A 20,765-nucleotide genomic window follows, 5' to 3' on the forward strand; every position below is an offset into this window, starting at 1 on the left:
CCTGTTATGTTCCTATTGATTCCAGAGCTGCCCGAAAGAGTCAACGACTGAATCTTGTGAATTTATTCCTTTGTCGCCGCAAGCACCGATGCTCTCGAAAAAACCGGGCAAAATGCTATATGAAGAGCACAAGGAGACTTCATGGCCAATATAGACCAGACCGGCGACTGGCGGGAACGCCACGCGCCGACGATCAGCACCTTCGAATCCCTCACCCAGGAGGCCTACAGCCACCTGCCGGATGAATTCCGCACGCTTGCGACCAATCTCATCATCGCGATCGAGGATTTTCCGAGCGACGAGGTGTTCGATGACATGGCGCTTGAAACGCCCTTCGATCTCTTGGGGCTATTCGAAGGCCGCGGCATCACCGAGCGTTTCACCATGGAAACCGGCGAGATGCCGAACCGGATCACGCTCTATCGCCGCCCTATCATCGATTACTGGGCGGAAAACGACGAGACGCTGGGCGATATCATCACCCATGTCCTGATCCACGAGATCGGCCATCATTTCGGACTTTCGGATGACGATATGGAGCGGATCGAAGCGAGCGTGGAACACGCGCATTGAAAGCGGATGGCGCGGTTAGCCGCGCCATCGCAGGAGCGATTATTGCTCCGAGAGCTTCATGTCGGGATGATAATCCTTGCCCTCGACGTCCTTGACGATCGCCTGGCCGGTCATCGGCTGGCCGGTCTGGCTGTTGAAGGACAGCGCCGGCGAGCCATGCAGCGACCAGCCCTTGTTCAGCGCGTCGGTGACGCGGTGGCAGAAGGCGGCGTCATCGGTGCCGGTAAGGAAGCGGTAGAGTTTCATGCGGGATTGTCCTTGTTTTGCATGGCATCCGCCTTGGCGGCGGTTTTCAGGGCCTGGTCGAGATGCAGACGCTCGACCATGCGGCCATCGAGATTGATGACGCCCTTGCCGGCGTTTTCCGGCCGGGCGAAGGCGTCGATGATCGCAGCCGCTTCAGCCGCAGCTTCCGACGTGACCCCGAAAGCGCGGTTGGCGATTTCGATCTGGGCGGGGTGGATCAGCATCTTGCCGTCGAAACCCATGTCACGGCCCTGGCGGCATTCGGCATCGAGCCCATCGGCATCGCGGAAATCGTTATAGACGGAATCGATGATATCGAGGCCGCAGCTGCGCGCCGAAAGCAGGATCTGCATCAACCAGGAAACCAGATAGGGCCGGCCGGGCAGGGCAGGAACGTTGGTTTCCTTTCGCAGGTCGTTGAGGCCGGGCACGAAACAATCGAGCCGGCCGCCGGAGGTGCGGCCGGTTTCGGCGATCGCGGCGGCATTGAGCACGCCCCGCGGCGTCTCGATCATCGCCCAGAGGCGAAGACTGTCCGGCGCATCGTTTTCGGCGAGAAGATCGGCAGCGAGCTGGATATCGGCGGGACTTTCCACCTTGGGCAAGAGGATCGCATCCGGCTGCAGCCGGATCGCGTCCAGCAAATCCTCTTCGCCAAAGGGCGTCTTGAGGCTGTTGATGCGAATGACGATCTCGACGCCGGCCGGCCGGGATTTTTCGAGATGCGCTACGAGCATCTCGCGGGCCTCGGCTTTCCTGTCGGTCAGCACGGCGTCTTCCAGATCGTAGATCACGCCATCGCAGACAAGCGAGGCGATCTTCCCCAGCGCCCGTTCGTTGTCGGCGGGAACGCAGAGCACGGAGCGGCGCAGGCGGGCAGGATGGCGGGGATCAGGAAAACTCATGGGACTTTTGTGCCCGGCTTTCGCCATTTTCGCAAGGCAGTGATGGTAACGGCTCTTGCAAGGCCGGGCACGCCATCCCACATCTGCGGTAACGAAAGGTGATGAACATGCAAAGCATTCGCTCTTTTCTCCTGACGGCAGCAGGCATCGCGTTCACGCTGATGGCCCTCGTCTTCACGGCGTCGCTGGGCGTGGCCCTGGCCGGTATCGTGGCCGTGCTGATGGTGGCAAGCGCCATTTCGGCGCGCATCAGCCCGAAGCCGGTGCGCGCCACCGCACGCGCGCAGGGTCCGCGCCCGCAGAAGGAGCCGCGCATCTGGAACGACGGCCGCGGCACGATCATCGATCTCTGAGGCGGGCGTTTCCCGGCAAGGCCTGTGAAGCAGGCCTTTGAGCAGATTCTTCTTCATTTTGGCGTGAAATTGCTCTAAACGCGGGACACAATTCTTGTGTCCCGTTGAATCGAAAGCGCACAGTCATGGACAAGTTCGTCAAGCTCACCGGCGTTGCCGCGCCCCTTCCCGTCGTCAATATCGACACGGACATGATCATTCCGAAGGATTACCTGAAGACGATCAAGCGCACCGGCCTTGGCAAGGGTCTGTTCGCCGAAGCGCGCTACAATGAAGACGGCTCCGTCAACGAGGATTTCGTCCTCAACAAGCCGGCCTACCAGAACGCCAAGATCCTCGTTGCCGGCGACAATTTCGGCTGCGGCTCCTCGCGCGAACACGCGCCGTGGGCGCTGCTCGATTTCGGCATCCGCTGCGTCATCTCGACCTCGTTCGCCGACATCTTCTACAACAACTGTTTCAAGAACGGCATCCTGCCGGTCGTCGTCTCGCCGGAAGACCTCGAAAAGCTGATGGACGACGCCAGCCGCGGCTCGAACGCCGTGCTGACGGTCGATCTCGAAAACCAGGAAATCACCGGCCCGGACGGCGGCAAGATCACCTTCGAACTCGATGCCTTCAAGCGCCACTGCATGCTGAACGGCCTCGACGACATCGGTCTGACGCTGGAAAAAGTCTCCTCGATCGACAGCTTCGAAAAGACCAACGCCTCCGCCCGCCCCTGGGCCTGAGCCCATGCCAAGCCCGCGCAAGCTGATCTCATCCGGCTCGCCGTTCGAAAGGACGGCGGGTTATTCGCGCGCGGTGGTGCAGGGTGACTGGTGCTTCGTATCCGGCACGACCGGATACGATTATGCGACGATGAGCATGCCGGAAACGGTCGAAGCCCAGACGCGCAACTGCCTCAAGACGATCGAAGCCGCCCTCGTCGAAGCCGGGTTTTCGCTGAAGGACGTGGTGCGCAACCACTATTACGTGACGGATGCGGCCTATGCCGATATCGTTTTCCCGATCCTCGGCGAGGCTTTCGGCGAGATCCGCCCCGCGGCCACCATGGTCGTCTGCGATCTCATCCGCCCGGAAATGCTGATCGAGATCGAAGTGACGGCCTTCCAGGGCTGAGGCTGCCTCTCAATAAAACAGGTGCCAGGGCGTGAGGAAGGCCCGGTTCAGCTCGTCGGTGCGCGCGGGCTCGACGTCGATGGCGCTGTCATTGCTGCGCAGCGACGGCTTTTCGACACGGATCTGCTTTTCCGGCTTTGCCGGCGGCGTGAAGTAACCGAGCGTCATTCCACCATGATAAAACATGCCAACCCCTTTTGTCCGCCAGACCGGATCGCTCCGCTTTTGACACAAAGTTGCCGCAATTGATGCGACTGTCAATAGTCTAGGAAAAATATGCTCTATTCGCCGGATCGGAAATTCGATCCGTGGAAAAGCCCAGGGTTCCGGGCCTTTCATGAAAACAATATAATCTATAAAATTTATCATGAAAGAAATTTGCGTTCTCCCGGAAGGCCGAAGCGGAAGTTTCTTTGCTTGAGAAAACCTGTCCCGCGATGCCACATTTGCCTTAAAGATAAACAGGCGGGAGTTCGCGGGAATGAATGTCGTGTTGAGAAAATCCATAGGGGCGGAAACCGCCTTTGCCGCAGGACCGGATGCCTTTGCACATCTTGCCGATGCGGCAAGCCTCAAATCGGCCATGCGGCTGGTTTCCGGCGGCGTTGCGGTGGTAACGGCCGGCGTGGGCGAGGAGAGGACGGGAGCGACGGTCACGTCGGCCACCGCCCTTTCGGTCGATCCGCCGACCATGATCGTCAACATCAACCGCAGCTCCTCCACCTGGCCGATCATCCAGCGCTATGGGCATTTCTGCGTCAACATCCTGACGGCCGAGCAGCAGGCGGTGGCCGATCGTTTCGCCGGCAAGGACGGCCTCAAGGGGCCGGATCGTTACGACGGGGCGGAATGGCAGACGCTGGCCAGCGGCGCTTCGGTGCTGCGCGGTGCGCTCGCCGCCATCGATTGCGAAGTCGATGAGATCATCGAGCGCCATAGCCATGCGATCCTGCTCGGCCGGGTCGTCTCGATCGTCGCCGGTGAAGGCCAATCCCTCATCTACAACAACGGCAGATACGGCCGCTTCTCCCTCTGACCGCAAAACATAAAAGAAAAAGCCCGGCGCTGTTCGCGCCGGGCTTTTTTGTCTTGGGTATCAGGGGTCAATCCATTGCATGGATGTCGCGATCCTTGGTTTCCGGCAGGAAGAGCATGCCGATGACCAGGGTGATGCCGGCAAAGACGATCGGGTACCAGAGACCGTAGTAGATATCGCCCTTGGCCGCGCTCATCGCGAAGGCCGTTGCCGGCAGCAGGCCGCCGAACCAGCCGTTGCCGATGTGATAGGGCAGCGACATGCCGGTGTAGCGGATGCGGGTCGGGAAAAGCTCGACCAGAAGGGCGGCGATCGGGCCGTAGACCATCGTCACATAGATGACGAGAACGGTGAGCACGGCGATGATCGTCAGCCAGTTGACACGCGCCGGGTCGGCGACCATGGCGAACGCGCCGCCCTTGTCGATCGTATAGACCGGCATTTCGGTGACGCCGGCTGCCTCTTCGACCGTCAGCAGTTTGGCGGCGACCAGCTGTTCGCCGGTCATGCTTGCCTTCTCGCCGCCACGGACAGCGGCAACATCCAATGCGAGTTCCGGATTGGCGGCGACGAAGCCGTCAAGCTTGCTTTCCGGTACCTTGGCGGCACCGCGCACCAGCGGATAGCCGCCGTCGTGAAGTGCAATGTTGATCTGCTTTTCGAAGGCGCCGTTCAAAGCCTTGGCCTGGTCGCCAGCGGCGATGGCGTCGTAGCTGGATACGGTTTCATCGCCGATCTTGACCGTTGCCGGCGTGCCGGCAGGGCCGGGAACGACGTCGTAGGGCACCGAGTTGCGCGTCAGGAACGAGGTGGCGATATCGCAGGATGTGGTGAACTTCGCCGTGCCGGTCGGGTTGAACTGAAACTTGCAGTCCGCCGGATCGGCCGTCACGGTTGCCCGCACGGTTTCCTGTGCTTCGGCCAGAGCCGGATTACCGGCCCAGGTCAGCGCCTTGAACAGCGGGAAGTAGGTGACCATCGCCAGCAGAAGGCCTGCCATGATGATCGGCTTGCGACCGATCTTGTCCGACAGCCAGCCGAAGAAGACGAAGAAACCGGTGCCGATCAAAAGCGAGGCAGCAACCATCAGGTTGGCGGACTGGCCATCGACCTTCAGGATGTTCTGCAGGAAGAACAACGCATAGAATTGGCCGGAATACCAGACGACAGCCTGGCCGACGACGGCGCCGAACAAAGCGAGCAGCGCGATCTTGGCGTTTCTCCATTGGCCGAACGCTTCCGTCAGCGGTGCCTTGGAGCCCTTTCCTTCTTCCTTCATCTTCTTGAAGGCGGGCGATTCGTTCATCTTCAGACGAATCCAGACGGAAACGCCGAGCAGAACGCAGGAGAGCAGGAACGGAATGCGCCAGCCCCAGGCTGCAAAGGCTTCCTTGCCGACGGCGATCTGGACGGCGACGATGACGACCAGCGACAGGAACAGACCGAGCGTCGCCGTGGTCTGAATCCAGGACGTGAAGTAACCGCGCTTGCCGTGCGGAGCGTGTTCCGCGACATAGGTCGCAGCACCGCCGTACTCGCCGCCGAGCGCCAGGCCCTGCAGCATGCGCAGCGCGATCAGCAGGATCGGAGCGGCAATACCGATCGAAGCGGCACCGGGAAGGATGCCGACGAGGAAGGTCGAAAGACCCATGATCAGAATGGTGACGAGGAAGGTATATTTGCGGCCGACGAGATCGCCGAGACGGCCGAAGACGAGTGCGCCAAACGGGCGGACGAGGAAGCCCGCCGCAAAAGCGAGCAGGGCGAAGATATTGCGGGTGGTTTCCGGGTAGGAACTGAAGAAGGTCGCGCCGATATAGACGGCCAGCGAACCATAGAGGTAGAAATCGTACCATTCGAAGATCGTGCCGAGCGAAGAGGCGAAGATCACCTTCTTCTGCTCCTGGGTCATGGGTCCGGCCTTTTCGCCGCCCACGGTTGCTACGTTTGCCATTTCGATAGTCCTCCACTCAGAAAACGGCGGTTAAGCGCATCCTCCGATGTCCGCGATCCTCCTCGATGCGAACGCAATGCGCCGTAGCAACAGGATGGCAGAAATGGCCGATCCGAACAGCGATGCTTTGGACTTATGACTTTAGTATAACATGAAGGACGGTGTGGATGTGGTTCACATCGCAGGCAAAACCGTCCGACAGCAAATGCCGCCGGACGGTCCCTTCTCAATCGGCCTGTTTGACACCGAGCGCGAATGCGTCTGCCAGCACGCGGTAGATATCGCTCTCTTCCATGTAACCCTTGAAGTTTTCGGAGCCGGGGCCGGCGGCCTGCAGCACGACATCGTCGACGGAATGGACGCCTGAATCGCCTTCGGCCGGAATGTTGCCCTCGACGAAGACCGCACCGGGAACAGTCTTGTAGGCGTCGTTGGCGACATAGGTCTTGCTTTCGGTCGCGACCGCAGGAACGAACGGACCATCGAGCTTCGGACGGAAGGTTTCGTAGTGATCCGGACCGTTATTGGCGCTCAGGAACAGTCGGCGCGTCACATCGACCCTGTCGGGATAGCCGTCGCCGTTGTCGTCGGTGTAGTTCGGGAATCCGGCTTCGGCATAGGTACCGACCTTTTCGCGCATCTTGCTACCCGGCTTATCGTCATCGACGGTGCCGATGATCGAAACGCCGTGGGTGTGATCGGCCGTGGCGACGATCAGGGTACCGGGGTTTTTCGCAGCGAACTCACGGGCAATACCGATCGCCTTGTCGAACTCGATGGTCTCGACGACGGCGCGATCCCAGTCGAGCGGGTGGGACATCTTGTCGATATTGGCGCCTTCGACCATCAGGAAGAAACCGTCCGGGTTCTTCGAAAGCTGATCCAGCGCCGTCTTCGTCATCTCGACGAGGCCCGGCTGATCCGGGAACTTGCCGACGGTACCCTTCTTCAGGAATCCCCGGTCGAGCATTGCATCCATGTTGCCGGTGTGGAACAGGCCAAGGATCTTGCCGCGGTTCGTGCCGTCGGCGGCTTCAAGCTCGGTCCCGTTGGTCGCGAGTGTATAGCCGGCTTCCGTAAATAGCTTGACATAGTCCTTGTCGTCCTTGCGCTTCGAGCCGTTGGCATCCTTGGGAAGGAAATAGGCGAGGCCGCCGCCCAGAACGACATCCGGCTTGACGTCGAGGAGCATGCCGGTGATTTCCGGCTTGTCGGCGCGCTTGCGGGTATGCGAGACGACGGCGGCCGGCGTCGCGTCCTGCAGTTCGGAGGTGGTGACGATGCCGATCGATTTTCTGGTCTGGCGGCGCAGAGCCTCGGCAATGGTCTCGACCTTCGGATCGTCGAAGCTGTCGGCGGTGCGGTCGGCATAAACGCCGAGCGCGTTCACCGCCGTCTTGTGGCCGGTCATATAGGCTGACATGGTGTTGGCGCTGTCGGTGGCGACCGCTTCTGTCGAAGACGTGCCGACGAAGGCCATGTGATCGAGATCGTCCATGTTGAGGCGGCCGTTCGCCTTACCCTCCGTCATGCCCTTCGACATGATGCGGGCGGCGGTGCGGTGCGCGACCGAAAGGCCATCGCCGAGCAGGAAGATGATGTTTTTGGCTTTGGGTGTCGCCTCGGTGGCGTAGACATCCCAGGTAACGATCTTGCGTTCCGCGCCGGCGGAGACTTCGACCTTATAGGCGCCTTGCGCCGGGATCGCGATGCCGCGCAGCAGAACGGCCGAACCAAGCACCTTGTCCGCCTTGTCCTTCTCTTCGGCAATGAAATCTGCCTCCTTGCCGAGCAAGGTCTTGTAATCCCGGCCGTTGATCGTGATCTTCACGTCCTCCGGCTTGACGACGCTGTCGAACTCGACCTTGAAATCGAAGGGCGAGCCCGCAAGGATCGTGGCGCGGTCGAGAGGGTAGACGGTCGTTGCATGGGCCGCACCGGCGAGAATGGTCGTTGCGGCCAATGCCGTAAGAATCTGGGCCGTAAGGATCTGGACCGTAAGGATCGTACGCATGAGATTCCCTTTCGCTGACATCGAATGACGGCCCGGAATAGGCCGGACGCATAACAGTCGCGTGACAGCCGTCTGAAGTTTCGACCGCGTGAAGCCTTGACTCTCCCGTGGAATTTACTATGAGCAACGGCATACAAGGAAACCGCGCCCATGCTTCGCTCTGGATATTCCATCGCTGCGCATATCCCCCCGGCAGACAACGCCGGCGAGGACGCCTTCTTCCTGTCGTATTCCAAAACTGCGGCCAAAACGACGACGAAAACCGTCTGACGTCTCTGGCCCACCGCTCTCTCCCCGGCACGGCCGGGGAACCGAAGCCCGCGTCCTTGGCCGGCGGGTTTCTCCCAAAGCCCCCGCGGAGAGAAGAGAAAGAGAGCAATACAATGGGTTTCAAGGTAGCAATCGCAGGCGCGACCGGCAATGTCGGCCGGGAAATGCTGAACATCCTCTCCGAGCGCGGCTTCCCCGCCGATGAGGTGGTGGCGCTCGCCTCTGCCCGCTCGCAGGGCACCGAAGTTTCCTTCGGCGACAAGACGCTGAAGGTGAAGAACCTCGAAAACTACGACTTCTCCGATACCGATATCTGCCTGATGTCCGCCGGCGGCGCCGTTTCGCTGAAGTGGTCGCCGAAGATCGGCGCGCAGGGCTGCGTCGTCATCGACAACTCCTCCTCCTGGCGTTACGACGCCGAGGTGCCGCTGATCGTTCCGGAAGTGAACCCGGATGCCATCACCGGTTTTACCAAGAAGAACATCATCGCCAACCCGAACTGCTCGACTGCCCAGCTCGTCGTCGCGCTGAAGCCGCTGCACGACTTCGCCAAGATCAAGCGCGTCGTCGTTTCCACCTACCAGTCGGTTTCCGGCGCCGGCAAGGAAGGCATGGACGAGCTTTTCAACCAGACCCGTGCCGTCTTCGTCGCCGATCCGATCGAATCGAAGAAGTTCACCAAGCGCATCGCCTTCAACGTCATCCCGCACATCGACGTGTTCATGGAAGACGGCTACACGAAGGAAGAGTGGAAGGTGCTGGCCGAAACCAAGAAGATGCTCGACCCGAAGATCAAGGTGACCTGCACCGCGGTTCGCGTTCCCGTCTTCATCGGCCATTCGGAATCGGTCAACATCGAGTTCGAAAACGAGATCACCGCCGATCAGGCCCGCGACATTCTGCGCGAAGCGCCGGGTTGCCTCGTCATCGACAAGCGCGAAAACGGCGGCTACATCACGCCTTATGAAAGCGCCGGCGAAGACGCGACCTACATCTCGCGCATTCGCGAAGACGCAACCGTCGAAAACGGCCTGAACCTCTGGGTCGTTTCCGACAACCTGCGCAAGGGTGCCGCTCTCAATGCCATCCAGATTGCCGAGCTGCTCGTCAATCGCGGACTGATCAAGGCGAAGAAGCAGGCCGCCTGATCATAAAATGTGAAGGTTACGGCAATAAAAGCCCCGTCTGTTCCGTAGAAGGAACGACGGGGTTTTTCCGTAAGAGTATTCGCAGCAACGAACGATCGGATTCACGTGAAACGTTTGCATCCGAGCGGGCGTGACAGAAACCGCAAAGACTGACATCTTGCGGCGAATCGTTTGAATTTGGCCATCACGGGGTTTTACATGCACAAGACGAAGTGCACTCTGGCGGGTTTGGCGGCACTGGCCGCTACCGTCTTCATGCCGGTAGCGGCATCCGCTGCCCAGTGCGGCAACAATGCCGCCGGGTTCGACGCCTGGGTTGAGGATTTCAAGGCGCAGGCAGCCGGAAACGGCATCAGCGGCTCCGTGCTGGACCGCGCCTTCGCCAATGTCAATTACAACAAGGCGACCATCCGCGCCGACCGCGGCCAGAAGAGCTTCAAGCTCTCGCTCGACCAGTTCATGCAGAAGCGTGGCGGCCAGACGATCATTTCCCGCGGCAAGAAGATGAAGGCGCAGAATGCCGGCCTCTTCGCCTCGATCGAAAGCCGCTTCGGCGTTCCCGCCGGCCCGATCATCGCCATCTGGGGCATGGAAACCGGCTTCGGCGGCTTCATGGGCAAGGAGCATACGCTTTCGGCGGTCAGCACGCTCGCCTATGACTGCCGCCGCTCGGATTACTTCACCAACCAGCTTTATGCCGCCCTCAACCTCGTGCAGCGCGGCGACCTCAGCCCGGATGCCCGCGGCGCTGCCCACGGCGAAATCGGCCAGACCCAGTTCCTGCCGGCAAACGTGCTGAAATTCGGCGTCGACGGTGATGGCAACGGCCATATCGACATGGTGCGCTCCAAGGCCGATGCGCTCGCCTCCACCGCAAACTTCCTGCGCGGCCACGGCTGGCGGGCCGGCGGCGGTTATCAGCCGGGTGAATCGAACTTTTCGGCCATTCAGGGCTGGAACGCCGCAAGCGTCTACCAGCAGGCGATCGCCATCATCGGCGCAGAGATCGACGGCCACTGAAAAGGCGGCTCCTGACGAAGAAAACGCCCGCTTCGGTAGCCGAAGCGGGCGTTTTTCATGTCACATGCCGGGACGGCGGAAATCGCCGGTGGCCGCATCCATGACCCAGAGTTCGCCGGTCGAAATATCGAACCAGGCGCCGTGAAGATTGATCTTGCCCTTCTGCTCAAGGATTTTCACGCAAGGGAAAGTCCTGAGATTGGCAAGCGAATTGCGGATCGAGATTCGCTCCAACGCCCGCTGGCGCTCGCTGACGGTCATGATGTCGTTGGACTGGATCTGTTCAGCCGCCGGCTTCAGGAGGTTCATCCACCGGCCGATGAAATCGCCGGGGGACAGCGGCTCGGCATTCGGATCGAGCGCCGCCTTGATGCCGCCGCAGCGGCCGTGGCCCATGACGACGATATCCGAAACCTTTAGCGCCTGGACGGCAAATTCGAGCGCCGCGGACGTTGAGTGATATTGCCCGTCCGGTTCGTAGGGCGGCACCAGATTGGCGACGTTGCGCACGACGAACAGTTCGCCCGGCCCCGCGTCAAAAATCGTTTCCGGGCCGGCACGGCTGTCGCAACAGGCGATGATCAGCGTCTTGGGATGCTGACCGGTCTCGGCCAGCGCCTTGTATCGCTGCTGCTGTTCCGAATAACGGCCACTCATGAAATTGTTGTAGCCGTTCAGCAGACGTTCCGGGAAACGGTTCATGGCAGTTGATACCTCACTGATCGTCGAGAGCCCAAAAATTCATGGCCGCCAGACAGGCACCGGCCCCGATCGTGTGGCGCAAAGATGCTGCGGCGCACTTCCTCGGTTTGAAACTTCAGCTTGATCTCGCCCGCGGGACGAATGCAGAAGAACCGTTGCCAGCCATGACCGACCAATCCGTTTAACCGTTGATCGTCCTGGGGCGCAAGTGCGCTCTGGCGCAGCCAGGCGGTATGGGTGGTCAGACTCCGGCTAAGTCCCGACGTCTCAACGGTTCTTTTTCTGTGAAGGATGCAGCAGGCGGCGCATCTGCACCATCGCCATCGGCGTTGAAAGGCTGGAAGCATCCTGTTCCAGCGTCAATTCGTCGGCGCCGCGCTTGCGCGAGCGGGCAATGACTTCGAAAACACCCGCCGTTGCCAGTTGCAGGGCGCGCTCCTCGTTCAACCCCTCCAGAAGGCGGGCAAGGAAAAGCGCACTCAGGAGATCGCCCGTGCCGTTCGGCGTGTTGTCGATCAACCGGTGCTCTGCAAGCAGGGCGTGATTGCCGGAAAGATAAAGATTGCCGGTGCTGCCGGAGATCATCGGGATGGCCGAGGTGACCAGCATGCGCGGCGGACCGAGCGACAGGGCGGCTTCGAGAATGGCGGCATTGCTGTCGAGATCGGCACCGCAGAGCCACGAAAGCTCGAACCGGTTGGGGGTCGCCAGACTTGCCAGGGGCAAAAGATGATCGCGGATCGCGATCGCGGTGGCCTCCGGTACATAAAGCCCGGAGACATCGCCGATTACCGGGTCGCAGGCATAGAAGAGATCGGGTTTCTTTTCCCGGAGAGCTTGAACCAGCCGCGCCACCGCTGCCGCTTGGCCAGGCCCGCCCAGATAGCCCGACAGGACGGCCTTGACCTCACCGATCCACGGAGCCCGGATGAGATCGTCGATGACGGCGTCGAATTCCGCTTCCGGTATCGTGATCCGCGTGGCCGGGCCGTGGCCGGGATGCCAGGGGAGAATGACCGTGGGCAACGCCCAGACCGGATAACCGAGCGTTTCCAATGCGAAGACGGCCGCACGGTTTCCCACCGATCCCCGCACCACATGGCTTGAAATGACAATGACGGCGCCGGCTGGGGTTTCGGACATGAACTGTTCCAGTTTCTCTGATGATTCTGATCGCCCGCGGCGCAGGTGCCTGTCAACCGCGAGGCAATTTTACATCAAAAGTCTGACTTTTTCGCATTTTTTAGGCAATTTCACATGAAAATCGCGCAATTTCCCTACATTCTTGGCCCGATTTTGTGAATTTTCCGTCGAAATCGCTTCAAAATGCCTCATTCCCTATAAAAACAATCGCAAAGATTGGCCGTTCTGCTAGGTTCGGCCCAATTCATGATGCATGGGGAGAGACGATCATGGGCGCCGCAAACAATCCGAAACGCGAAAGGCAAATCGAGGAGGCGCAAAACGTCGCCAAATCCCTCGACGGCAATGTCCTTTCGCCGGATATCCTGTTCGGCCGGGCAAGCCAGGACGACCTGGCGGCTTATACGCCGGAAATGCTGGCGCTTTCGGCGCGTCATGCACAGCACGAGATCGATAACCGGCTAAAGGACAAGCCGCGCATCACCATCGCCACGGTCGAAGGCGTTTCGCCGGGCGAGACTCCGGTGTCGATCCTCTCGGTCACCGACCGCAATATGCCGTTCCTCTACGATTCCGTCATGGGTGAGGTCACCAGCACCCACCGCGACATTCATATGGCGGTGCACCCTATTCTCGTCATTGAAAACGGCGCGCCGGCCAAGCTGTTCGACCCGGAAGAGCCAAGCGATCCGTCCCTGCGCGTCAGCCATATCCAGATTCACCTTTCCGCGCTTTCGGAGCGCGAAGCCGAAAGCCTGCAAGCCCGCCTCGAAGAGGTGCTGTCGCAGGTGCATCAGGCCGTCGGCGACTGGCAGGCGATGAAGAAGCTGCTCGACGAGGTGGTACAGGAACTACAGGGCCAGAATGCCAGCCGCCGCAAGCGCGACCGTGACGAGGCGCTCGCCTTCCTGCACTGGTTGCGCGCCAACAATTTCACCTTCCTCGGCATGCGCGAATATTCCTATACCGGCGAGGGCGAGACGGCGACCGTCGAGCGCGGCAGCGGCCATGGCCTCGGCATTCTCTCCAATCCCGACGTGCGTGTGCTGCGACAGGGCCACGACGCGGTCGTGACGACGCCGGAAATCCTCGCCTTCCTGCAGGGCCCGGATTACCTGATCGTCACCAAGGCCAATGTGAAATCGGTCATCCATCGGCGCGCCTATATGGATTATGTCGGTGTCAAGCGTTTCGACGCCGAAGGCAAGGTGGTGGGCGAACTGCGCATCGTCGGCCTCTTCACTTCCACGGCCTATACGAGGCAGGCAGCCGATATTCCGCTGCTGCGCTTCAAGGTCGAGAAGATCGTCGATCAGTTCGGCTACGATCCGCAGAGCCATTCCGGCAAAATGCTGATGAACACGCTGGAATCCTATCCGCGCGACGATCTGTTCCAGATCGATGTCAGCCAGCTGGCGGCCTTCTGCGAGCAGATCAACGAACTTGGCGACCGCCCCCGCGTGCGCGTTCTGCCGCGCATCGATCATTTCGACCGCTTCGTTTCGGTCATCGTCTACGTGCCGCGCGAGCAATATGATTCCGACGTGCGCGAAAAGATCGGCACTTATCTGAAGACCGTCTATGACGGTCGCGTCTCGGCCTATTATCCGGCTTTCCCGGAAGGCGGGCTGGCGCGCGTCCACTTCATCATCGGCCGTTCGGCCGGCAAGACGCCGCGCGTCCCCCAGGCCAAGCTCGAAGCGGCCGTGCGTGATATCGTCACCCGCTGGATCGACCGCTTCAATCTGCTGGCGCGCGAGGAAGGCGTCACGATCGAGACTGGGCAGGCCTATCAGGAAGCCTTCACCCCGAGTGAAGCCTACGCCGATCTCGCCGATATTTCCGCCTGCCGGAAGGATGATCCGATCCGGATCGCCTTCTATCAGAAGCCGGGTAATGGCGCGCAGTCGCTGGAACTCAAGATTTTCCACGCCGCCGAGCCGGTGTCGCTGTCGCAGCGCGTTCCACTGCTTGAAAACCTCGGCTTCCGCGTCGTCAGCGAGCGGACCTACGATATCAACGTGACCGACGCCGCCGGCAGCCGTCTGGTCGTTTTGCATGACATGGAACTGGTGCACCGCGACGGCCAGACGCTCCATCTCGAAAAGATGGGGCCGCTGCTGGAAGAAGCCTATCTTGCCGCCTGGAACGGCTTGATCGAGGACGATACCTTCAATCGCCTGATCCTGTTGACCGGGCTGACGGCCCGCGAAGTGACGGTGCTGCGCGCCTATGCCCGCTACCTGCGCCAGACCGGCATCACCTATTCGCAGGGCTATATCGCCGAGACGCTCAACAAATACGCGCCGATCGCCAGCGATATCTTCAAGCTTTTCGTCGCCCATCTCGACCCTGCGCTGGAAGACAAGCCGCGCCAGAAGCGCGTGAAAACGCTGGAGGCGGCGATCGAAACGGCGCTGGCGGCCGTTCCGAGCCTCGACGAAGACCAGATCCTGCGCCGCTACGTCAACGCGATCCACGCCACGCTGCGCACCAACTACTTCCAGCGCGATGCGGCCGGCAAGCCGCGCGCCATGCTCGCCTTCAAGCTCGATCCGAAGATCCTCGACGGCCTGCCGGAACCCCGTCCCTTCCGTGAAATCTTCGTCTACGGCACCGAGGTCGAGGGCGTGCACCTGCGCTTCGGCAAGGTCGCCCGCGGCGGCCTGCGCTGGTCCGACCGCGCACAGGATTACCGGACGGAAGTGCTGGGCCTCGTCAAGGCGCAGCAGGTCAAGAACGCGGTCATCGTTCCCGTCGGCGCCAAGGGCGGCTTCTATCCGAAGCAGCTCCCGGCCGGCGGCACCCGCGACGAAATCTTCCAGGCCGGCACCAACGCCTACAAGACCTATATCCGCACGCTGCTGTCTATCACCGACAATATCGTCGGCCAGGACATCGTACCGCCGGCCGACACGCTGCGGCTGGATGGTGACGACCCCTATTTCGTCGTCGCTGCCGACAAGGGTACGGCGACCTTCTCCGACACCGCCAACGGACTGGCCCAGGAAGCCGGCTTCTGGCTCGACGACGCCTTTGCCTCAGGCGGTTCCGCCGGCTACGATCACAAGAAGATGGGCATCACCGCCCGCGGTGCCTGGGAAACCGTCAAGCGCCACTTCCGCGAGATGAACGTCGATATCCAGACGACGCCCTTCGACGTCGTCGGCGTCGGCGACATGTCCGGCGACGTTTTCGGCAACGGTATGCTGCTGTCGGAGAAAATCCGTCTGATCGCCGCTTTCGATCACCGCGATATCTTCATCGATCCGAATCCGGATATCGATCGCTCCTATGCCGAACGCAAGCGCATGTTCGCTCTGCCGCGTTCCAGTTGGCAGGACTATGACCGCGCAACGCTGTCGCCGGGCGCGATGATCATTCCGCGCTCCGTCAAATCCGTAACGCTGACGCCCGAAGCGGCCGCCGCGATCCATCTCGACAAGCTGCAGGCGACGCCGTTCGAGATCATGACGGCGATCCTCAGGAACCCGGTCGATCTCCTGTGGTTCGGCGGCATCGGCACCTATATCCGCGGCCCCGGCGAGACCGATGCCGAGGTGGGCGACCGCGCCAACGACCCGATCCGCATCTCGGCCGAAGACGTCGGCGCCAAGGTGATCGGCGAAGGCGCCAATCTCGGCGTTACCCAGCGCGGCCGCATCGCTTTCGGCCTCAAGGGCGGGCGCTGCAACTCCGATGCGATCGACAATTCGGCGGGCGTCAACTCTTCGGACTTCGAGGTCAACATCAAGATCGCGCTTGCTTCGGCGATGAACGACGGCCGCCTGCCGCGGCCGAAGCGCAACACCCTGCTCGCATCGATGACGGATCAGGTGGCGCATCTGGTGCTGCGCAACAACTACGAGCAATCGCTGGCCATTTCCCTTACGGAAAGGCTCGGCGCCGCCAACCGCGCGCCGCTGGCCCGGCTGATGACCCGGCTGGAAACCGCGGGACGGCTGAACCGCAAGGTGGAATTCCTGCCTTCGGATCAGGCGATGAGCGAGCGCTACCAGTCCGGAAAGGCGCTGAGCCGCGCCGAAATCGGCGTTCTGCTCTCCTATGCCAAGATCGTGCTGTTTGACGATCTCGTTGAGGGCGATCTACCGGACGATCCATATTTCCGCGAAACGCTGATGGATTATTTCCCGGCCAAGATGCACAAGGCCCATGCCGGCGATATCGAAAGCCATCGTCTGCGCCGGGAAATCATCGCGACGGTGCTGGCGAACGACGTCATCAACCGCGGCGGCCCGGCCTTCGTCAGCACCATGATGGACCTGACGGGTGCACTGCCGTCGGAGGTCGTCAAAGCGGCCGTCCTGGCCCGCGACGGCTGCGGCCTGTCGCGCATCCAGGCCGATATCGACGCACTCGACACCGTCATCGACGGGCAGGTCCAGAACGAACTCTATCAGGATGTGAGCCGGGTCTTTGCCGTCGTCACCGAGCGGGCGCTACGCACCAAGGCGGCCGCCGGCGGATTGACCGAAGCCGTCGAGGGCGTGCGCCATGCGCTGGTCAAGCTCAAGCCGAGCCTGCACGGCTCGCTTCCCGCAGATGCTGCCCAGCAACTGCAGGCGAGAGCGGCTTACTTCGTGGACCGGGGCGTGCCTGCCGCGCTTGCGGAAGAGGTCGCCGGACTTGAACTGATGACGGTTGTCCCGGAAATCATCCAGATTTCCGCCGAAACCGGCGTGACGCTGGGCCGCACAGCTCAAAGCTACTTCGGCGTGACCCAGCATCTCAGGGTCTCCCGTCTGCTCGCTGCTGCCGAAAAGGTTTCGGCTACCGATCAGTACGAGGCCATGGCTCTGTCACGCAGCATCGGTGACATCGCCGCTGCCCGCCGCCAGATCACCATTGCGGCACTGGCCGACAAGAAATCCGAGCGCAACCCGATCCAGGCCTGGCAGGAGGGCGACCGCGACCGCATCGGCCGCATCAGCGAACAGCTGACGCAGCTGACCGAAACCGGCGAAACGACGCTGGCCAAGATCACGGTCGCAGCCGGTCTCCTGAGCGATCTTGCACAGACGCCTTCGAAGTGAAACAGTCCGCGCGGCGGCATGAATCCGGCAACGGAATCTTGCCGCCGTAAGCCGCGGCCCATAGGGCGCCGCGGCTGCAATGCCTCCGGGCAGGGAGCGGGACTTGCACGACATCAAGGCGATTGACGGTACGAGACGGCAGGAAGTCACCCGTGCGGGTCTTTGGGGCTGGATGCTGTTCGACTGGGCGGCCCAGCCCTTTTTCACCGTCATCACCACCTTCATATTCGGCCCCTATTTCGTTTCCCGACTCACGAACGACGCCGATTACGGGCAGGCGATGTGGGGCTATACGCTGACGGTCTCCGGCGTCGTCATTGCCATCCTCTCGCCGATCCTCGGCTCGGTCGCCGATGCGACCGGCGCGCGAAAACCCTGGATCGCCTTTTTCGCCGTGATCAAGATCGCCGCGCTATCCGCGCTCTGGTTCGCGGCACCCGGTTCGCCCCTCGTCGTGCCGTTCCTCTGCATCGTTCTCGCCACCATTGCGGCCGAATTCTCCATCGTCTTCAACGATTCCATGCTGCCGAAACTGGTCGATGAGCCGGAGATCGGCCGTATTTCCAATCTCGCCTGGGGGATCGGCTATCTCGGCGGCATGATCGTGCTGATCGCCGTTGTGGCGCTTCTGGCTGCAAGCCCGGAAACCGGCAAGACGGTGATCGGCTTAAGCCCGCTGTTCGGGCTCGATCCCGTAGCCGGCGAAGATGCCCGCATCACCGGCCCGATCTCCGCCCTGTGGTATCTCGTCTTCATCCTGCCGATGTTTCTATTCACGCCCGATGCAAAGCGCGTCAGCATTTCCGCGAGGACTGCCGTGCGCGCCGGTTTTCGCGAACTCGGCCATGCGCTTGCGGAACTCAGACAGCGGGATGGCATGCTGCGCTTTCTCATCGCCCGTATGATCTATCAGGACGGTGTCAACGGGCTGCTGGCGCTCGGTGGCACCTTTGCCGCCGGTATGTTTGGCTGGCGGACGGTGGAGCTTGGGGTTTACGGGATCATCCTTAATGTCGTCGCGATCGGCGGCTGCCTCTATGCCAGCCGGCTCGACCGGAAGCTCGGCTCGAAGACCATCGTTGTCTTCAGCCTCGCCTGTCTTGTGACGGCAACGCTCGGCATCGTTTCGACAGGACCCGGCTACACGCTGTTCGGTCTGCTGCCGCTTTCGACCGCCGACAGCGGCGGCCTCTTCGGCACCGCGGCTGAAAAGGCCTATATCGTCTTTGGTTTGCTGGTCGGCATCGCCTTCGGGCCGGTACAGGCGTCGTCCCGTTCCTATCTCGCCCGCAGCGTCAGCCCGGATGAAGCGGGCCGCTATTTCGGCCTCTATGCCCTGTCCGGCCGCGCGACATCGTTCCTGGCGCCTGCCTCCGTCGCCACCATCACGCTTGCCACGGGTTCAGCGCGGATCGGCATGATGGCGCTTGTCGCCTTCCTCGGGCTCGGACTGCTGCTGATCCTGCGCACGCCTTACCCCGCCAGCAAGCGGGCATGAAAAACCCGCCGGGCGAGATCGCACGGCGGGTTTCGAACAAGCGAAAAACCTAGTGGCGGAAGTGGCGCATGCCAGTGAAGACCATGGCGATGCCGGCGTCATTGGCCGCCGCAATCACCTCATCATCGCGCATCGAGCCGCCCGGCTGGATGACCGCGGTCGCCCCGGCGGCAACCGCCGAAAGAAGACCATCGGCAAACGGCAGGAAGGCTTCCGAAGCCACCGCCGAGCCGATCGTCAGCGGCTGGGGCAGGCCCAGCGCCTTGGCAGCTTCCTCGGCCTTGATCGCAGCGATGCGGACAGAATCGACGCGGCTCATCTGGCCGGCGCCGATGCCGACCGTCTGGCCATCCTTGGCATAGACCACGGCGTTCGACTTCACGTGCTTGGCGACCTTGAAGGCGAACTTCATGTCGATCAGTTCCTGCGCCGTCGGCGCGCGCCTGGTGACGACCTTCAAGTCCAGATCCTCGACCATGCCGTTATCACGGGTCTGGACCAGCAGGCCGCCGGCCACCGTCTTCGCGGTGAGGCCCGGCACGCGCGGGTCCGGCAGGCCGCCGGTCACCAGCAGGCGCAGATTGGCCTTGCGCGCGATGATCGCCTTGGCTTCCTCGCTCACTTCGGGTGCGATGATGACTTCGGTGAAGAGCTTGACGATCTCTTCGGCCGTCGCCGCATCCAGCACCTGGTTCAGCGCGATGATGCCGCCAAAGGCCGAGGTGGAATCGCAGGCCAAGGCGCGGGAATAAGCTTCGACCAGTGTCTTGCCGGTGGCGACGCCGCAGGGGTTGGCATGCTTGATGATCGCGCAAGCCGGCCCTTGTTCGGCCGGGAATTCCGCCACCAGTTCGAAAGCCGCGTCGGTGTCGTTGATGTTGTTGTAGGAGAGCTGCTTGCCCTGCAGCAGCTTCGCCGTCGCCACACCCGGACGGTTTTCGCCGGTGACGTAGAAGGCGGCCTTCTGGTGCGGGTTTTCGCCGTAGCGCATCTCTTCCTTCAGCACACCGCCGATGGTGCGATGGCGCGGCATCGGCGTATCGAGCACTTCGGCAAACCAGCTGGAGATCGCCGTGTCGTAGGCGGCGGTGCGGGCATAGGCCTTGGCCGCCATTTTCTGGCGGAAGGCAAAGGAAGTCGCGCCCGAGCCAAGCTCTTCCACCAGGGCGTCGTAATCGGCCGGATCGGTGATAACAGTGACATAGGCGTGGTTCTTGGCCGACGCACGGATCATCGCCGGGCCGCCGATATCGATATTCTCGACCGTCGTCGGATAATCCTCACCCTTGGCGCGGACTTCCTCGAAGGGATAGAGGTTGATGATGGCGAGATCGATGCCGGTGATGCCATGCGCGCTCATGGCGGCAACATGCTCTTCATCGTCGCGGATGGCGAGCAGCCCGCCATGCACACCGGGATGCAGCGTCTTGACGCGGCCGTCCATCACTTCCGGGAAACCGGTAAGTTCCGAAACGTCACTGACGGGCAGGCCGGCTTCGGAAAGCGCCTTGTGCGTGCCGCCGGTCGAAACCAGCCGGATACCCTTCTCATGCAGTTTTCGGGCGAGATCGACGATCCCCGTCTTGTCGGAGACGGAGAGCAGGGCGGTGCGGACCTTAACCTGATCCGGAGCTGGGATTTTCTTGGAGGCGACAGCCATCAGCGGGTTCCTTGTGCGGCGCCGGAGCCTTCGGGAAACGGGTCCGGCCGTGGGCCATGGGTCTGAG

At 61.6% G+C, this 20,765-nt stretch carries 18 protein-coding genes; 10 read left to right on the top strand and 8 right to left on the bottom strand.

Translation table 11 applies throughout. From position 1 onward, the window contains the following. The first annotated feature begins 141 nt into the window (after positions 1-141). Positions 142-573 carry a metallopeptidase family protein gene (locus tag ASC86_RS17665; RefSeq protein WP_056324009.1) on the top strand — a complete coding sequence of 144 codons (432 nt, stop codon included), beginning with the start codon at positions 142-144 and terminating at the stop codon, positions 571-573. Positions 574-612: 39 nt separating this feature from the next. On the opposite strand, the gene ASC86_RS17670 is transcribed toward ASC86_RS17665, so the two are convergent. Then, complete coding sequence (locus ASC86_RS17670; protein WP_056324011.1) at positions 613-819, bottom strand: DUF1737 domain-containing protein; 207 nt, start codon at positions 817-819, stop codon at positions 613-615. Continuing rightward, positions 816-1,724, bottom strand: coding sequence for a CoA ester lyase (locus ASC86_RS17675; protein WP_056324014.1), 909 nt, complete (start codon positions 1,722-1,724; stop codon positions 816-818). The genes ASC86_RS17670 and ASC86_RS17675 overlap by 4 nt, the downstream gene beginning before the upstream one ends. A 107-nt stretch (positions 1,725-1,831) precedes the next feature. On the opposite strand from ASC86_RS17675, the gene ASC86_RS17680 reads away from it, so the two are divergent. From ASC86_RS17680 to ASC86_RS17690, 3 genes are all read left to right on the top strand, one after another. Further along, a complete protein-coding gene (locus ASC86_RS17680; RefSeq protein WP_056324332.1) occupies positions 1,832-2,077 on the top strand; it encodes a hypothetical protein in 246 nt (81 codons plus the stop codon). A gap of 125 nt (positions 2,078-2,202) precedes the next feature. Then, entirely contained in the window at positions 2,203-2,808 is a 606-nt protein-coding gene (gene leuD / locus ASC86_RS17685; RefSeq protein ID WP_056324016.1) for a 3-isopropylmalate dehydratase small subunit, read from the top strand. Between the two features lie 4 nt (positions 2,809-2,812). Next, on the top strand, positions 2,813-3,199 hold the full coding sequence (locus ASC86_RS17690) for a RidA family protein (RefSeq protein WP_056324018.1): 387 nt from the start codon (positions 2,813-2,815) through the stop codon (positions 3,197-3,199). Positions 3,200-3,208: 9 nt separating this feature from the next. On the opposite strand, the gene ASC86_RS25905 is transcribed toward ASC86_RS17690, so the two are convergent. After that, on the bottom strand, positions 3,209-3,385 hold the full coding sequence (locus tag ASC86_RS25905; protein WP_156387101.1) for a hypothetical protein: 177 nt from the start codon (positions 3,383-3,385) through the stop codon (positions 3,209-3,211). Positions 3,386-3,680: 295 nt separating this feature from the next. Between ASC86_RS25905 and ASC86_RS17695 the strand changes: the two genes are divergently transcribed. After that, on the top strand, positions 3,681-4,235 hold the full coding sequence (locus tag ASC86_RS17695; protein WP_056324021.1) for a flavin reductase family protein: 555 nt from the start codon (positions 3,681-3,683) through the stop codon (positions 4,233-4,235). A gap of 67 nt (positions 4,236-4,302) precedes the next feature. Here the strand turns inward: ASC86_RS17695 and ASC86_RS17700 are convergent, their stop codons facing one another. Together ASC86_RS17700 and ASC86_RS17705 are read right to left on the bottom strand one after the other, a co-directional pair. Next, entirely contained in the window at positions 4,303-6,189 is a 1,887-nt protein-coding gene (locus ASC86_RS17700; RefSeq protein ID WP_056324024.1) for an MFS transporter, read from the bottom strand. A 226-nt stretch (positions 6,190-6,415) separates the two neighbouring features. Next, on the bottom strand, positions 6,416-8,203 hold the full coding sequence (locus ASC86_RS17705) for an alkaline phosphatase (protein WP_056324026.1): 1,788 nt from the start codon (positions 8,201-8,203) through the stop codon (positions 6,416-6,418). A gap of 383 nt (positions 8,204-8,586) precedes the next feature. On the opposite strand from ASC86_RS17705, the gene ASC86_RS17710 reads away from it, so the two are divergent. Beyond that, a complete protein-coding gene (locus ASC86_RS17710; protein WP_056324030.1) occupies positions 8,587-9,621 on the top strand; it encodes an aspartate-semialdehyde dehydrogenase in 1,035 nt (344 codons plus the stop codon). 198 nt (positions 9,622-9,819) lie between these two features. Then, a complete protein-coding gene (locus ASC86_RS17715) occupies positions 9,820-10,641 on the top strand; it encodes a lytic transglycosylase domain-containing protein (RefSeq protein WP_056324335.1) in 822 nt (273 codons plus the stop codon). Positions 10,642-10,701: 60 nt separating this feature from the next. On the opposite strand, the gene ASC86_RS17720 is transcribed toward ASC86_RS17715, so the two are convergent. Further along, complete coding sequence (locus tag ASC86_RS17720) at positions 10,702-11,343, bottom strand: carbonic anhydrase (RefSeq protein WP_056324033.1); 642 nt, start codon at positions 11,341-11,343, stop codon at positions 10,702-10,704. Between ASC86_RS17720 and ASC86_RS26930 the strand changes: the two genes are divergently transcribed. Continuing rightward, positions 11,342-11,467, top strand: a complete 126-nt coding sequence (locus ASC86_RS26930) for a hypothetical protein (RefSeq protein WP_280136986.1) — start codon at positions 11,342-11,344, stop codon at positions 11,465-11,467. The genes ASC86_RS17720 and ASC86_RS26930 overlap by 2 nt on opposite strands. A gap of 143 nt (positions 11,468-11,610) precedes the next feature. On the opposite strand, the gene pdxY is transcribed toward ASC86_RS26930, so the two are convergent. Then, complete coding sequence (gene pdxY, locus ASC86_RS17725) at positions 11,611-12,486, bottom strand: pyridoxal kinase PdxY (protein WP_056324036.1); 876 nt, start codon at positions 12,484-12,486, stop codon at positions 11,611-11,613. Positions 12,487-12,755: 269 nt separating this feature from the next. On the opposite strand from pdxY, the gene ASC86_RS17730 reads away from it, so the two are divergent. Together ASC86_RS17730 and ASC86_RS17735 are read left to right on the top strand one after the other, a co-directional pair. After that, positions 12,756-17,540 (top strand): NAD-glutamate dehydrogenase, encoded by a 4,785-nt coding sequence (locus tag ASC86_RS17730; RefSeq protein WP_056324038.1) that lies wholly within the window; start codon positions 12,756-12,758, stop codon positions 17,538-17,540. Positions 17,541-17,712: 172 nt separating this feature from the next. Beyond that, positions 17,713-19,038: an MFS transporter gene (locus tag ASC86_RS17735; protein ID WP_056324041.1), complete on the top strand. Its 1,326-nt coding sequence runs from the start codon at positions 17,713-17,715 to the stop codon at positions 19,036-19,038. Positions 19,039-19,087: 49 nt separating this feature from the next. Here the strand turns inward: ASC86_RS17735 and purH are convergent, their stop codons facing one another. After that, entirely contained in the window at positions 19,088-20,698 is a 1,611-nt protein-coding gene (gene purH / locus ASC86_RS17740; RefSeq protein ID WP_056324043.1) for a bifunctional phosphoribosylaminoimidazolecarboxamide formyltransferase/IMP cyclohydrolase, read from the bottom strand. Between the last annotated feature and the right edge of the window lie 67 nt (positions 20,699-20,765).

The organism is Rhizobium sp. Root1212 (genome assembly GCF_001424985.1).
Taxonomy (GTDB): domain Bacteria; phylum Pseudomonadota; class Alphaproteobacteria; order Rhizobiales; family Rhizobiaceae; genus Pararhizobium.

Bases quoted from the DNA above. Each gene is read 5' to 3' on its own strand.
- ASC86_RS17665 (WP_056324009.1), top strand. From the start codon at position 142: ATGGCCAATATAGACCAGACCGGCGACTGGCGGGAACGCCACGCGCCG.
- ASC86_RS17670 (WP_056324011.1), bottom strand. From the start codon at position 819: ATGAAACTCTACCGCTTCCTTACCGGCACCGATGACGCCGCCTTCTGC.
- ASC86_RS17675 (WP_056324014.1), bottom strand. From the start codon at position 1,724: ATGAGTTTTCCTGATCCCCGCCATCCTGCCCGCCTGCGCCGCTCCGTG.
- ASC86_RS17680 (WP_056324332.1), top strand. From the start codon at position 1,832: ATGCAAAGCATTCGCTCTTTTCTCCTGACGGCAGCAGGCATCGCGTTC.
- leuD (WP_056324016.1), top strand. From the start codon at position 2,203: ATGGACAAGTTCGTCAAGCTCACCGGCGTTGCCGCGCCCCTTCCCGTC.
- ASC86_RS17690 (WP_056324018.1), top strand. From the start codon at position 2,813: ATGCCAAGCCCGCGCAAGCTGATCTCATCCGGCTCGCCGTTCGAAAGG.
- ASC86_RS25905 (WP_156387101.1), bottom strand. From the start codon at position 3,385: ATGTTTTATCATGGTGGAATGACGCTCGGTTACTTCACGCCGCCGGCA.
- ASC86_RS17695 (WP_056324021.1), top strand. From the start codon at position 3,681: ATGAATGTCGTGTTGAGAAAATCCATAGGGGCGGAAACCGCCTTTGCC.
- ASC86_RS17700 (WP_056324024.1), bottom strand. From the start codon at position 6,189: ATGGCAAACGTAGCAACCGTGGGCGGCGAAAAGGCCGGACCCATGACC.
- ASC86_RS17705 (WP_056324026.1), bottom strand. From the start codon at position 8,203: ATGCGTACGATCCTTACGGTCCAGATCCTTACGGCCCAGATTCTTACG.
- ASC86_RS17710 (WP_056324030.1), top strand. From the start codon at position 8,587: ATGGGTTTCAAGGTAGCAATCGCAGGCGCGACCGGCAATGTCGGCCGG.
- ASC86_RS17715 (WP_056324335.1), top strand. From the start codon at position 9,820: ATGCACAAGACGAAGTGCACTCTGGCGGGTTTGGCGGCACTGGCCGCT.
- ASC86_RS26930 (WP_280136986.1), top strand. From the start codon at position 11,342: ATGGCAGTTGATACCTCACTGATCGTCGAGAGCCCAAAAATTCATGGC.
- ASC86_RS17720 (WP_056324033.1), bottom strand. From the start codon at position 11,343: ATGAACCGTTTCCCGGAACGTCTGCTGAACGGCTACAACAATTTCATG.
- pdxY (WP_056324036.1), bottom strand. From the start codon at position 12,486: ATGTCCGAAACCCCAGCCGGCGCCGTCATTGTCATTTCAAGCCATGTG.
- ASC86_RS17730 (WP_056324038.1), top strand. From the start codon at position 12,756: ATGGGCGCCGCAAACAATCCGAAACGCGAAAGGCAAATCGAGGAGGCG.
- ASC86_RS17735 (WP_056324041.1), top strand. From the start codon at position 17,713: ATGCTGTTCGACTGGGCGGCCCAGCCCTTTTTCACCGTCATCACCACC.
- purH (WP_056324043.1), bottom strand. From the start codon at position 20,698: ATGGCTGTCGCCTCCAAGAAAATCCCAGCTCCGGATCAGGTTAAGGTC.